General features: G+C 62.2%; 13 protein-coding genes. 3 read left to right on the top strand and 10 right to left on the bottom strand.

Annotated features, from left to right (window positions below):
- Nucleotides 1-107 precede the first annotated feature (107 nt).
- Nucleotides 108-1109, top strand: coding sequence for a KpsF/GutQ family sugar-phosphate isomerase (locus NKH71_RS06045; protein WP_023719096.1), 1002 nt, complete (start codon nucleotides 108-110; stop codon nucleotides 1107-1109).
- Nucleotides 1110-1116: 7 nt separating this feature from the next.
- Here the strand turns inward: NKH71_RS06045 and NKH71_RS06040 are convergent, their stop codons facing one another.
- From NKH71_RS06040 to NKH71_RS06005, 8 genes are all read right to left on the bottom strand, one after another.
- A complete protein-coding gene (locus NKH71_RS06040) occupies nucleotides 1117-1581 on the bottom strand; it encodes an NfeD family protein (RefSeq protein WP_023719097.1) in 465 nt (154 codons plus the stop codon).
- Between the two features lie 4 nt (nucleotides 1582-1585).
- On the bottom strand, nucleotides 1586-2533 hold the full coding sequence (locus NKH71_RS06035; RefSeq protein WP_023719098.1) for an SPFH domain-containing protein: 948 nt from the start codon (nucleotides 2531-2533) through the stop codon (nucleotides 1586-1588).
- A gap of 128 nt (nucleotides 2534-2661) precedes the next feature.
- On the bottom strand, nucleotides 2662-3726 hold the full coding sequence (hemH, locus tag NKH71_RS06030; RefSeq protein ID WP_352481936.1) for a ferrochelatase: 1065 nt from the start codon (nucleotides 3724-3726) through the stop codon (nucleotides 2662-2664).
- 151 nt (nucleotides 3727-3877) lie between these two features.
- Complete coding sequence (locus tag NKH71_RS06025) at nucleotides 3878-6013, bottom strand: 5'-nucleotidase C-terminal domain-containing protein (protein ID WP_352481938.1); 2136 nt, start codon at nucleotides 6011-6013, stop codon at nucleotides 3878-3880.
- Between the two features lie 303 nt (nucleotides 6014-6316).
- The gene (gene omp10, locus NKH71_RS06020) at nucleotides 6317-6691 is read right to left on the bottom strand and encodes an outer membrane lipoprotein Omp10 (RefSeq protein ID WP_023720183.1); all 375 of its coding nucleotides are present in this window, start codon (nucleotides 6689-6691) and stop codon (nucleotides 6317-6319) included.
- Nucleotides 6692-6878: 187 nt separating this feature from the next.
- The gene (locus NKH71_RS06015; RefSeq protein ID WP_352857393.1) at nucleotides 6879-8324 is read right to left on the bottom strand and encodes a homospermidine synthase; all 1446 of its coding nucleotides are present in this window, start codon (nucleotides 8322-8324) and stop codon (nucleotides 6879-6881) included.
- Between the two features lie 122 nt (nucleotides 8325-8446).
- Nucleotides 8447-9685, bottom strand: coding sequence for a hypothetical protein (locus tag NKH71_RS06010; protein WP_352481941.1), 1239 nt, complete (start codon nucleotides 9683-9685; stop codon nucleotides 8447-8449).
- A 158-nt stretch (nucleotides 9686-9843) separates the two neighbouring features.
- Entirely contained in the window at nucleotides 9844-10893 is a 1050-nt protein-coding gene (locus NKH71_RS06005) for a LacI family DNA-binding transcriptional regulator (RefSeq protein WP_352894650.1), read from the bottom strand.
- A 195-nt stretch (nucleotides 10894-11088) separates the two neighbouring features.
- On the opposite strand from NKH71_RS06005, the gene NKH71_RS06000 reads away from it, so the two are divergent.
- Nucleotides 11089-11415 (top strand): MoaF-related domain-containing protein, encoded by a 327-nt coding sequence (locus NKH71_RS06000; protein WP_156948115.1) that lies wholly within the window; start codon nucleotides 11089-11091, stop codon nucleotides 11413-11415.
- A gap of 15 nt (nucleotides 11416-11430) precedes the next feature.
- On the top strand, nucleotides 11431-11874 hold the full coding sequence (locus NKH71_RS05995; RefSeq protein WP_352481944.1) for a DUF6640 family protein: 444 nt from the start codon (nucleotides 11431-11433) through the stop codon (nucleotides 11872-11874).
- A gap of 98 nt (nucleotides 11875-11972) precedes the next feature.
- Here the strand turns inward: NKH71_RS05995 and NKH71_RS05990 are convergent, their stop codons facing one another.
- Complete coding sequence (locus NKH71_RS05990) at nucleotides 11973-12911, bottom strand: heme-dependent oxidative N-demethylase family protein (RefSeq protein WP_352894648.1); 939 nt, start codon at nucleotides 12909-12911, stop codon at nucleotides 11973-11975.
- Entirely contained in the window at nucleotides 12908-13195 is a 288-nt protein-coding gene (locus NKH71_RS05985) for a YciI family protein (protein WP_023720190.1), read from the bottom strand. The genes NKH71_RS05990 and NKH71_RS05985 overlap by 4 nt, the downstream gene beginning before the upstream one ends.
- Between the last annotated feature and the right edge of the window lie 13 nt (nucleotides 13196-13208).

Below are 13208 nucleotides of genomic sequence, written 5' to 3'. Positions count from 1 at the left end.
ACCGTAAATGGGGATGGTTAACGGAGCGTTGAGGGATCGCCCGCCAAGGTGTTCTGGGCGGCAATTCCGTTGGACAGGCGCGCGCCGAAGCGCTAATCGCATCGTCCATGGACGTGAAATCCCCAGACAGGAAGCCGCTCGACGAGCAGGCCGCGATTGCCTCGGCGCTGAGAACGGTGGCGACAGAGCAGGCCGGCGTCGCGGCACTGGCAGACGCGCTCGAAAACGGGCTGGCCGAGCCGTTCGCACGGGCAGTCGACATGGTGTCGCAGATCGATGGCCGCGTCATCGTCACCGGGGTCGGCAAAAGCGGCCATATCGGCTCGAAGATCGCCGCAACGCTCGCTTCGACCGGCACGCCGGCCTTCTTCGTCCACCCTGCCGAAGCCAATCACGGCGACCTCGGCATGATCGCTCGGAACGACGCCATCATCGCCCTGTCGTGGTCGGGGGAGAGCCTTGAGCTCAAGGGCATCATCGCCTATTCCAGGCGCTTCTCGATCCCGCTGGTCGCGGTCACCGCCGGCGAAAAATCGGCTCTGGCGCGTGCGGCCGACGTGGTGCTTCTGCTGCCGCGAGCCCCGGAAGCCTGTCCGCACGGCCTTGCGCCGACGACCTCGACGCTGCTGCAAATGGTGATGGGCGATGCGCTGGCCATCGCGTTGCTCGAGGCGCGCGGCTTCACCCCGGACCATTTCCGCACGTTCCATCCCGGCGGCCAGCTCGGAGCCAACCTGACGCAGATCCGCGAGATCATGCATGTCGGCGACAGGCTGCCTCTGGTGTCGTCCGGCACCGGCATGCGCGAGGCGATCCTCGAATTGTCGCGCAAGGGGTTTGGCTGCGTGGCGGTCACTTCGGCGGACGGCAAGCTGATCGGCATCATCACCGATGGCGACATCAGGCGCCATATCGGCAGCGATCTTCTGGCCATGAGCGTGGATCAGGTGATGACCAGAGAGCCAAAAATGGCGGCGCCCGACACACTGGTTGCGACGGCGCTGCAGACGATCAACGATTCTGCCATTACCAGCCTGATGGTGGTCGAAGGCAGACGGCCGATCGGGCTCGTCCATCTGCACGACCTGCTGCGCATCGGTGCTGCCTAGCGGGCTTCTAGACTGCCTCGACCGTCAGTTCCAGGTCGGTGTCGGCGGCACCGGTCACGCGCACCTGCGTGCCGGCCGGCAGGTCAGGGCCGGAGACGCGCCACAACGTGTCGCCGAGCTTGATGCGGCCGCGCCCATCCTTGATCGGCTCGGCAAGGGTCGCCGTCCGGCCGACCATCTGCGCGCCGCGCCGGTTGAGCAGCGGCTGGTCGGTTTCCTCATGCCGCCCGCCCACCAGCCGCTTGCCGACATAGGCCGAGACCAGCGACAGCGCGAGGAAGGCGAGGACCTGGACCTGCCAGCTCCAGAAACCGGCGTCCCAGATGAGCAGCGAGACGACGCCGATCAACAGCGCGGCAATGCCGATCCACAGCATGAAAATGCCCGGCGCGACGACCTCCATCACCAGCAGGACGAAGCCGAGGACCATCCAGCTCCACGGACCGAGTTCGGAAATGATGCGATCGAACATGGCCTCAGGTCTCGCTGGGACGAACCACGGGCGGGCGGGCCTGTCGTGCTGGACTGGCGGTGCCTTCGCCCTTGAAAACTTCCCTGGCGATTTCACCAATGCCGCCGAGCGTGCCGATCAGTGAGGAAGCCTCTATCGGCATCAGCACGAGTTTGCTGTTTGTCGCTGCACCGATCCTGGTCAGCGCTTCGGTGTATTTCAGCGCGACAAAGTAGTTGAGCGCCTGCACGTCACCCTTGGAAATCGCCTCCGATACCACCTGCGTGGCGCGTGCTTCAGCCTCGGCCGAGCGCTCGCGCGCCTCGGCATCGCGGAAGGCGGCTTCCTTGCGGCCCTCGGCCTCCAGGATCTGCGATTGCTTGAGGCCTTCGGCGGCGAGGATCTGGGCGCGCTTGTTGCGCTCGGCCATCATCTGGCGGCCCATCGATTCGACGAGATTGGCCGGTGGATTGATGTCCTTGATCTCGACACGGGTGATCTTGATACCCCAGGGGTGCGCGGCCTCATCAACGACGCGCAGCAGGCGCTCGTTGATGGCATCACGGTTTGACAACAGCTCGTCGAGGTCCATCGAGCCCATCACGGTGCGGATGTTGGTCATCGTCAAATTGAGGATAGCGTTCTGCAGGCCGGCGACCTGGTAGGCGGCCTGCGCCGCGTTGAGCACCTGATAGAAGGCAACGCCGTCGACGGCCACGGTGGCGTTGTCGCGGGTGATGATCTCCTGGGTCGGAACGTCGAGCACCTGCTCCATCATGTTCATCTTGGCGCCGATACGGTCGACGAAGGGCACGATGAGGTTGAGGCCCGGGCTCAATGTCTTGGTGTAACGGCCAAAGCGTTCGACGGTATAATTGTAGCCTTGCGGAATTGTCCGGATGCCCTTGAAAAGCACCAGCACGACAAGGGCGACAAGAACAAGAAGCGCAATATCGAAACCACTGAAACCCATTTTGGCTCTCCCCTCAAAGGCCATGTTGGACATTGCCACGCGGCCGATTCCACCAAACACTTAAGTGTGTTCAGCAATGTTACAATCAGGTGATCTCGGATTGCGGGTGCATGGACTGCGGGATCCATTCAGGCCCAGCCGGACAGCTCGCGCCGCACCATTGCCTCGATCACCGCCATGCCCTCTGCACTGTCGTTGAGGCAAGGGATGTGTGCGAACTTTTCGCCGCCGGCATGGTGGAAGGTCTCGGCCGCTTCCCTGCCGATCTCGTCCAGCGTCTCGATGCAGTCGACGGAAAAGCCCGGATTGACGATGGCGATCGATTTCACGCCTTCGCGTCCCAGTCTTTCGACCGTCTTGTCGGTGTAGGGCTGCAGCCATTCCTGCGCGCCGAAGCGCGACTGGAAGGTGGTAATCAGCTTGTTCTCATCCCAGCCGAGCTTTTCGCGCAGCAGCCGCGTCGTCTCCAGGCAATGCGCCTGGTAGGGATCGCCCTTGTCGGAGTAGGATTTCGGAATACCGTGATAGGAGGCGATGACGATTTCCGGATCGAAGTCGAGGCTCGCCAGATGCCCTTCGATCGAACGGGCGAGCCCCTCGATATAGGCCGGCTCGTTGTAATAGGGGGGCACGCTGCGAATGGCCGGGGCGCGGCGCATCTTCATCAGCGCGCGAAACAACTGGTCGTTGGCGGTCGCAGTCGTCGTCGCCGAATATTGCGGATAGAGCGGGAAAGACAGGATGCGGTCGCAGCCTTGCTCGACCAGTCTGTTGGCCACGCTCTCGGTCGAAGGGTTGCCGTAGCGCATCGCCCAATCGACGATCACATGGGATAAATCGCCGAGCGCAAGCCCGAGTTTCTCGGACTGGGCACGGGTATAGGTGCGCAGCGGCGACTCGTTGCGCTCCCGGTTCCATATCCTGGCATAGTTGGCGCCCGACTTCTTCGGCCGGGTGGTGAGGACCAGGCCGTAGAGGATCGGATACCAGACCGCCTTGTTGAGTTGGATGACGCGCGGATCGGACAGGAATTCCCTGAGATAGCGCCACATCGGCTTGAAGTCGGTGCCGTCCGGGGTGCCGAGATTGATCAGCATGACACCGATCTTGCCTGTCCCGACCGGAGGGTGTCCTGCCGGGAGCGCGCCGGCGGTCGTTTCGGCTTTGCTTTCAGCAGGGTTGGCAAGCGTCATGGGGTTCTCCAACACCGCGAAACCAGCGGTGCCGCGGCGAAGGTAGCGATGCCGCGCCGGTTTTCAAATGCAGCGTCTGGCCGCACCTTATCCCAGAAATGCAGCACCCGCCCGGTTTGCCGGGCGGGTGCATTGCGTTCCTGCGGCCGGATTACTTCGAGGCCGCCGGGATAGTCAAGGTTGCGCCGACCGGCAGCCGGCGTGGCTCGTAGGCTTTGTTGGCATCGAAGATCATTTTCCATTTGGTGCCGTCGCCATAGGCCTTCACCGCGAGATCCCAATAGGTATCGCCGGCGACGATTACATGGCTGCTTTCGGCCGGTGCCGGCTCAGCCGGCTTGGCGGGCTCGGCAGGTTTTGCCGGCTCACTTGGGGCCGGTTCACTCGGGGCCGGCTGACTCGGGGCAGGCGCCGTCTCGGCCGGTTTGGCCGGTACAGCCGGAGCAGGGGTGGCCGGAGCCGGTGTGGCCGGAGCCGCAGGTGCCGCCGGCTGGGCCGGCTCGGCGGGTGCGGGGGCCGCCGGCGCGGTTTCAGCCGGGACGGCCGGTGGTGTTTTGGAAATGTCGCCGGAACCGGCCGGCATTTCGGGCATTGCCGGCTCAGCAGGCTTTATCGGCGCTGCCTCAGCAGGTTTTGGCGGTTCGGCCGGGTTGGCTGGTTCCGCGGCCGGGGCTCCGGTCGCGGCGATCTCGGTGATGCGGCCGTCGAGCTTCGGCGTATAGGGCCGGTGCGCGCCGAGGTAATCGGCGACGACCTGTTCCAGCCCCGGGCCGTAATCATAGGCGTTCTTGGCCTTCTCGGCGAATACCTTGTAGCCGTCACCGCCCTGGCGGACATAGTTGTTGGTGGCGACCAGATAGTCCTTGTCCGGTTTGATCGGCGTCCAGGCGCCGCCTTCCATGACCTCGACCGATTTGACGCGTCCATTAGGCGGCGCCGATTTGTCGAACGCATATTTCAGGCCGGCAACCTGCGGGAAGCGCCCGGCGCCGTCCTCGACCTGGCTGAGGCCGCTTTCCAGGCCGGCAACCAGATCCTTGCCGGTGATCTGGAAGGTCGCCAGCGTGTTCTGAAACGGCAGCACAGTGAGAACCTCGCCCATGGTGACGGTGCCTTGGTCGATCGAGGCGCGCAAGCCGCCGCCATTCGAGATGACGATCTCGACACCTTGGCCCTTGACCCGGTCGAGGACGGCGTCGGAGACCAGATTGCCCATCTCGCATTCGCGGGCGCGGCAGTTTTCGCGGCTGCCGTCGATCGCCTTGGTGGTCTCGGCGACTTCCTTGTTCTTCAAAGCCTCGATCGGGGCGCCGAGTTCCTTGATGCGGGCAAGCACGGCGGGGTCGGGCGTGATCGATTTGTCGAGATGAATGGGATCGCCGCTTGCCTCTTCGACGACGCCATTGTCGTCGAAGACGACCTTGAACTCGCCGAGATATTTCGAATAGGACGCCGCCTGCACGACCGGCACTTTGTAGCCGTCCGGATTGTCGACCATCGTCGGATAAGGGCCTTCCGCCTTGGGGTCGGTGTTGGACAGCAGCGAGTGGCTGTGGCCGCCGACCACCACGTCGACGCCCGGGATCTTGGCGATCACGTCGCGTTCTCGCTTGTAGCCGATATGGGTGACCGCGATGATCTTGTTGACGCCCTCTCGCTTCAGTTTCTCGACCTCGGCGGTGATCGACTTGACGTCGTCCTCGATGGCGATGTTCGGGCCAGGCGTGGCAAGCTCCGGCGTGTCGTTGGTGACCGCGCCGACGATGCCGATCTTCTGGCCGCCGACCTCGACCACGATCGACGGCTTGACGCGGTCGCCGAGCTTGGATTGCGCATTGGCCTTCACATTGGCGCCGAGCACCGGAAACTGGATCATGTCGAGGAACGGCGCCAGCGCCGACTCGCCATCGTCGAACTCATGGTTGCCGACCACCTCGGCATCGAATTTCATCTGGTTGAGGAATTCGCCTTCGGTCTTGCCCTTGTAGGTCGTGTAGAAGAGCGAGCCCTGGAAATTGTCGCCGGCGCTGAGCAGCAGCACGTTCTGGCCTTGCAGCTTCTTGCGCTCCTGCGCGATCGCGGTGACCAGGCGGCCGGCGCCGCCGACGCATTCGCCCTTGGTCTCCTCCTCGGCCGAGCAGGTCGATTCATACTTGTTGTTGCTCTCGATGCGGCTGTGCCAGTCGTTGATGTGCAGGATGTTCAGCGTGTAGTCGGCAAAGGATACGCCTGCCGACAGGCCAAGCGCCGATGCCGACAGCGCGGCGATGGCAGCGATCTTCTTCATTCTCGTCTCCCGGATAACTTGAGTACAGCGCCGCGCGTCATTTGGGACGCGCAAAGTACCAATTTTATTTTGCGCATGATCCTTTCCGAAAATCGACTCCGATTTTCGGGGTCATGCGCAGACGCGTTTAAAGCTCTTGTTTGACTGGGATGTAACAGCCCTCTCGGGCCATGTTCACATCGCGTTTCAGTCGATGCAAGCGGAAATCGGCATCAGCTTTGCCGGCGTAAAAAGGCTTTGCCGGCGTAAAAAGCGGCGGCTTCAAGCCGCCGCCCTTTTGCAAAGTCAATTCGGAATCGGATTTCAGGTGCGCCTGGTCAGCACAAAATTCTGCCCGCTCGCGCTGGTGCAATTGAGCTGGCTTGTGGAGACCATCAGGCAGTTGAAGCTGATCGGCGTCTGGCGGATCAGCGAAGTGCCATGGATCTCGACCGAGGTGCCGCCGGTCATGGTGTAGCTGCCATCGGCAAGCTTCTGGCCGGTGTCGGTTGCGACGGTCGCGAAGCTGCCGCCCTTGAAGGTGGACAAGCCCGTGCCCTGCGCGTCGATCCAGGAGCCTTCAACCCCTTTGGCCGTGATCACCGGCGGCTCGCCTGGGCCGGTTGTGGTGCAGGCCGCCAACGCGACCGTAGCGGCCGCGGCAATGCCAGCCGAAAGCAGTCTTTGCGCGATCGTCATCTTCAAAATCCTCTCCTCTCGCATCGGCCCGAAAATCGATCCGATTTTCGGAAAGCACGATGCTCACATTCAAAGTGCTAGAGCGTACTTTGTGCGTCCAAATGGACGCACGTCGCTCTAGGCCGCTCCTCTTCAATCGCCCGATTTCCGGGCGATTGCAAGCTGGCGGAGTGTCGACGCAACGCTGCTATCGAACGAGGATGTTGCGGAATTGCCACGGGTCTTTGGTGTCGAGGTCCTCGGAAAACAGACCAGGTCGATTGTCGAGCGGTGTCCAGTCGGTATAATAGCTCCTGACCGGCCCGAGATATGGGTTCTGCACGTCGAGGCAGCGCTTGTAATCCATCTCGTCGGCTTCGACGATGCCGGCCTCGGGATTTTCCAGCGCCCAAACCATGCCGGCCAGCACCGCCGACGTGACCTGCATGCCGGTGGCGTTCTGGTAGGGCGCCAGCTTGCGCGCCTCGGCCAGCGACAACTGCGAGCCGTACCAGTAGGCGTTCTTGGCGTGACCGTAGAGCAGCACGCCGAGTTCGTCGATGCCATCGACCAGTTCGTTTTCGTCGAGCACGTGATGCACGGGCTGAGCCTCGCCGGCGGCACCGAACATCTCGTGCAGTGACAGCACGGCGTCGTTGCAGGGATGATAGGCGTAATGGCAGGTCGGCCGGTACTGCACCTTGCCCTTCTTGCCGCGCAAGGTGAAGAAATCGGCAATTGAAATCGCCTCATTATGCGTCACCAGGAAGCCGTATTGCTGACCGGGCGTCGGGCACCATGTGCGCACGCGCGTGTTGGCGCCGGGCTGCTCCAGAAAGATCGCGGCCTTCGAGCCGTTCTTGTGTTTTTTGGCGTTCTTCGGCATCCACGTCTCATGCGTGCCCCAACCGAGCTCGGCCGGCTGCAGGCCTTCCGAAATGAAGCCTTCGACCGACCAGGTGTTCCAGAACACGTTCATCGGCTTGGGTTTCTTGGTGCGCTGGGTGTCGCGCTCGGCGATATGGATGCCCTTGACGCCGGCTTTCTTCATCAGCCTGGCCCAGCCTTCGCGATCGTGCTGCGCGGGCTCCGAGAAATCGAGGCCAAGATCTGTGGCGAGGTTGACCAGCGCCTGCTTGACGAACCACGAGACCATGCCCGGATTGGCGCCGCAGCACGAGATCGCCGTGGTGCCGCCTGGGTTCTTCGCGATTTCAGTACGCACCGTCTCGCGCAGCGCATAGTTGGTGCGTGAGGCATTGTCGGCCTTTTCGTCGAAATAAAAGCCGAGCCAGGGCTCGACCACCGTGTCGATATAGAGGACGCCAAGCTTGCGGCAGAGCTTCATGAGTTCGAGCGAGGAAGTGTCGACCGACAGGTTGACGCAAAAGCCCTGGCCGCCGCCATTGGTCAAAAGCGGTGTCAGCAGCTTCTTGTAGTTCTTCTTGGTCACCCCGTCCTGCATGAAGGTGATGCCGCGCTCGTCGAGCAATTTGCGGTCGGTGTTGCGCGGGTCGATGACCGTCATGCGCGACTTGTCGAATTTGAAATGGCGCTCGATCAGCGGCAGCGTTCCCCGTCCGATCGAGCCGAAGCCGATCATCACCACAGGGCCGGTGATCTCACCGTAAACGGGCCAGTTTTCATTCGCCATTTATCGATTACTCCCTCAAAAAACGCTTCGGAACAGCGGCTTGGCCGCGGCGCGACAAACCATAGATCATTGTCACAATAAAGCGAAAATCGGACGGCCGGCGTTACGCCGCGCCATCCCGGCTACGGCTCGACCAGACTTGCAAACTCCGGCTTGAAGAGGGCACGTGCCTCGGAGACCGGCAGTTCCAGCAGATCGTCGGCGCAGGCCTGGATGGCATGCGGCAGGGTCTGGAGCCCGAACACCAGAACCTGCTTGTCGCCCTCGCGCCAGAGGCTGGCAGCCAAATTTTCGTCGATCAGATCGTCGATGCCGCATTCGGCTTCGTGATCAATATCGGTCTGATCGCTCGGTTTCTTGCGCCGCTGCTTGACGAAGGAGGCGAGGGAAGGACCGGGCTTGCCATCTATCGTATCCAAGAAAATGTCCTGAAGGCCGAGCAGGACGCCGCGCCGCACATCCATGATGTAGGCGTCCGAATAGTTGGTCGGATGCGCTCCGCCGCAGAAGATGCTGCCGGACTCCCGCCAGCTCATCAGCCGCGGAGTCAGCGAGGTCACTTCGAATGTGCTGTCCTCATAGCCGCCGAGTGTGCCGCCGTTCACACCGTCAATCGGCCCGCCTTCGTTGAAACCGGCATATTGCGCCGCCACGCAGCCCAGTGCGCCGATGTTGGCGCGCCAGTGCCTGTCTTGCAGCAGAGCGTTCGCGGCCTCGATTGGAACGTCGCCGGACAGTTCGACAATGCGCGGCGTGGCAAATTTGGTGCGGGGGTCGACGACATAGCGGTAGGTTGCGTCCGGCCAACCAGTCGTCTTGCCGTTATCGAGCTGAGTGTCCACCCGTAGATAGTCATAAGGGGACGTTTCCATGGTGAGCGGCGTGTCATTGCCGAAGAACTTCATGAAGCTGAAATCGTAGAGATCGAGCGGGCTGCTGGGCTCGTTCTCGGTCACCTGCCGACTTGCGACCCGTTCCAATCTGAGCGGCAGCGCGCTCTTTCCGTTCCAGCTGCCTTCAAGGGTTTTGCCGTTACTGGATGAGGCCAGGCGCCAGACGGCGGCAATCGGCGCAGCCTTTCCGTCATCGCAATTGTCGGCGCCGCATGCCTCCTCCTCGGCCAGTTCGAACTTGCTGCCCTTTTGAGACCGGGCCTGCAGCGGGATGTCGACGCCCTTCGAGCGGTAGAAATAGCGGCCGGCCAGCGGGCCGCCGGGCGCGGCGGGGTCGCCGGTGAATTCGACGACGATATCGCTCTTTCCAAGCTTGCCGGCATAAGTCACCGGCTCCGCCTCGGCTGCTGTCGACAGTACCAGGATCGCGGCCATTAACGTGACCGGCCTGCTAAGATGCTGGATCATTTTTCCCCCAAGCCGCGAGTTACAGCTGTCTTGCGCCAGCAGTCACGGTCGGCTGTCAGGCCCTTATAGTCAAGTTGTGCCTCGTCCCGCACCTGAGGCTGCTCAGCGAAAAGACGCGGCGAGCGCCGCCCCTGGTGCGGATGGCGCATCCGCCCGTTTCAGCGGGTTTTTGTCCTCGGCGCGGCTGTGGAGGCTCGAACCACCAGTTCTACCGGCAGAACGACTTGGCGGGGGGCTTCATTGTCAAGGACCATTCGGGCGGCAAGCCGGCCTTTTCCGATCACGTCTTGTGCGACAGTGGTCATCGGAGGCGTGGTGCGTGCGGATTCAGCGGTGCCATCGAAGCCGACGACCGACACGTGGCCCGGCACGTCTATGCCGCGACGAACCGCCTCGTCGAGTATCGTGATCGCCTGCCAGTCCGACATGGTCAGGATCGCGGTTGCTTCAGGCGCCCTGTCGAACACCACTGATCCGGCAGATGGCTCGCCTGGGATTGTCTCGATGATCGGGACATCGTCGATCGACAAATTTGCCTCCGCCAAACCCTGTTTGAAACCGTCGAGCCTTTCATCGTCGAGCGGGAAGCCGGCCAGAAGCGGGCGCGTTGCCTTTCCGGGCATGTGGACAATCGGCGGGCCGGGAGACCGGCGCACCGAAAGGATGGCAAAATGCCGGTGCCCCAGCCCGGTCAAGTGCCGGACGGCAGCAACCGCGCCACTCCTGCCGTCGATCTTTATCGAATTGATGTCGGGACCTGCGTCGCTTTCGAGAATGACGAAGGGCAGACGGCGTCTCTGGACCGAAATTATGAGACCAATGTCGGCGCTGTGACCAAGGATAAAGCCGTCAACCAGGGCATCGCGGATGCTGGCGAAGCGCGTGTTGTCGGTGCCGTTTACAAGGCTGAGCGTCGTTCCAGCCTCGTCGCAGGCGAGCGAAACGCCGAGCACCAGCTCGCGGCCGTATGGGCTTCTCATCACTTCGGAGATGGCGTAGGCGCCAGGCGGCATGAACCCGATGGCATTGAACTTGCCGTCCCGCAGCAATCGTCCTTTCGGATCGGGGCCGCCAAACCCGAGCGCTCGCGCGGCCGCTTCGACGCGCTCGCGCAATTCGGGCCTGACCAGCTCCGGCCGGTTGAAGACGTTGGAGACAGTCCCCCGGGAAACTCCGGCAGCCTTGCCGACATCGGCTAGGGTGGGCATTGGCGATTCACTCGTTTTCCCTGAGGTAGACCATTTTTTGGAGCGCTCCAAGAATTTTATTGACTCAAAACCAAAATAGGGGGATCGTGCTCCTTGGAGCGCTCCAAGAGCATATACTGAGGGTGTTTCTGCGACTGAGACACCGAGAATCGTCACATGGCATGGTCGCAGCGGCCAATGCCCAAGGAGAGGATGATGGCAGAAACCGATGCTTTTCCAGCCTCGCTCGTAGGCAAGACTTTCGACTGCGTTTTCGGCCCCTTCGTACCGCGGCTGACGTTTCTTTCGCCGCAGGAATTGCATATCCAGGCGTCGATCGGGACCACTGAAATCGACGAGGTGGTCAAGGTCGGCCTGACCAGCGTGCGTCCGAATCTCGTGCTCGCGAGTTGGACGGAGCAGAGCGGCAACTTCATTGTGCAGTTGCAGGATCACGAGAACCGGATCGTCCATAATTATGCGCGGCTGGCCGATGGGCAGCTCTTCTGTGCTCAGGGCGCCATTCAAGCCGTTCCGGCGTGAGGGGAGGAAAATGCGATGGAACTCGCTTATGACAGTCATCTGCTTGCTCGAATTCTGCTGAGCGTCGCGACCGTGGGTTACGGTGTAGCGACGATCAAAGCCGACTTGAACGCCACCCACGCCACCAATCCACTGTGGACTCCCCATGCCCGGTTTCACGTCGTCTGGCAGGTGCTGAGCTATACCGGGGTGGCGCTGATTGCCCTCGGACTCATCTGGATCAAGGGGCAACTCGAAGCCGAGCGGCTCTATCTCGCCGGCGGATTGGCCGCGGCCATGTATGGGGCATTCTTCGCGGCCATGCTCTCGCGGTCGATCTATGGTGGCGTGCTGTATGACGAGAACGGCTACCCGCCGTTCCGGCCGCCGTTTGGACCGGCGGGCTGGCGGTGGGATGTCAACGTCACCGTCTTTACCGCGATGTCGGCGATCCTGCTGCTGGGCCTGGCTGCGATTTAGGGCAATTCCGGGAAAAGTGTGAGACGGTTTTCCGTCCGGAATTGCGCAAGAACAAAGAGGTGGAGCGGTTCGGCGTTTCCGTGAAACGATGAACTGCTCTAGGACAGCGCCAGCGCCCTAAGCCACGCGACCAGCCGGTCACGATCGGCGGTCATCCCCTTGTAGTCGAGCTGGGCCTCGTCCAGCGCCAGAAGTTGTTCGGCCAAGGACGCTGCGAGCGCCGCACGGTCGCGGTGGCGCTCCAGCACGGCGAGCGGGTCGAGATGGATGCGGATGGTGAAGAGTACGTCGCCCGAAACGGGGAGTTTTCTCAGCGTCTGCCGCTCGACGCGGATAAAGGCATGGGCGTCGATGTCACCGTCCGGGAATCTCGACGGGCGACTGCTGGCGCGGTCGATGCGTTCGACATTGGAGAGCGGATGGTAGAGCGCGTCGCCCGCCTGGATCGACCAGTTGTAGCGCTCGACGGCTTGGCCCTGGAGGCCGTCGAACATGCGGTTGATGAGATCGGCCGGGCGTGTGCCTGGACCGAAACCCGGTACCGGCGCGTGGATCTGCTGCAGCGGCTTGCCGAATTTTTCGGTCAGCGACCATGACGAGGGGAAGCAGAGCGAGCCGGCCGCCAGACGCCAGCCGCTCTCGTCGCGGCGCATCAGGATCAAATCCTCCTGGACGAGCAACGAGGCCGCGACAAGCGGCGCATCGCTGAAAGAAGCTGCGGTGCCTGAGCCTACAAGACTGTCGGTGCCGCCGATCACCACGATCCCGTTGTCGGTACGCCTGTGGGTCCCAGGAAAGTTCGCCGCCAGATGCGCACCGAGCAGATCGAGCACTTCGCGTTGGGCGTCGCGTGTGGCTTGCTCCTCGACAAAAACCTTGTCTGGAATTTCGGCATAAAGCCGGCGTTTCTCGGCAAGATAGGGCAGCAGATATTCGTCGATCTCGATCCATCTATCTAGATCGAGCGGCTTCAGCCCGATGGTGAACAGTTTCGACGAGCCGTCATAGGGTGTGTGGGTCGGTGGGCGGAAACTCATGCTTCTTTGTAGGCTTCCAGTGCGGCGGCGGCCATTCTCGCCGTGAATTCGGTGATTTCGTAATCGGCGGCGCCTGCCTTGGCGAAGGGATCGTCCGCCAGTCTGGCATCGAGCACGTCGCGTGGACCGCGCGCGATGATGATGCCGCCGGTCCTCGGCCGCTTCGGCCCGGAGGCGACAAAAATGCCTTCCGCATAACAGGCCTTCAGCCACTCGACATGCGCTTGCTGCAGGCTGTCGATCTCGGTCAGCGGCACCGTATACTTCAGCGAAACCACGAACATTGTTGTCTCCCGA

The sequence above is a fragment of the Mesorhizobium sp. M0983 genome, from assembly GCF_040318975.1.
Taxonomy (GTDB): Bacteria; Pseudomonadota; Alphaproteobacteria; order Rhizobiales; family Rhizobiaceae; genus Mesorhizobium.
This window is presented reverse-complemented; position numbering and strand designations above follow the sequence as displayed.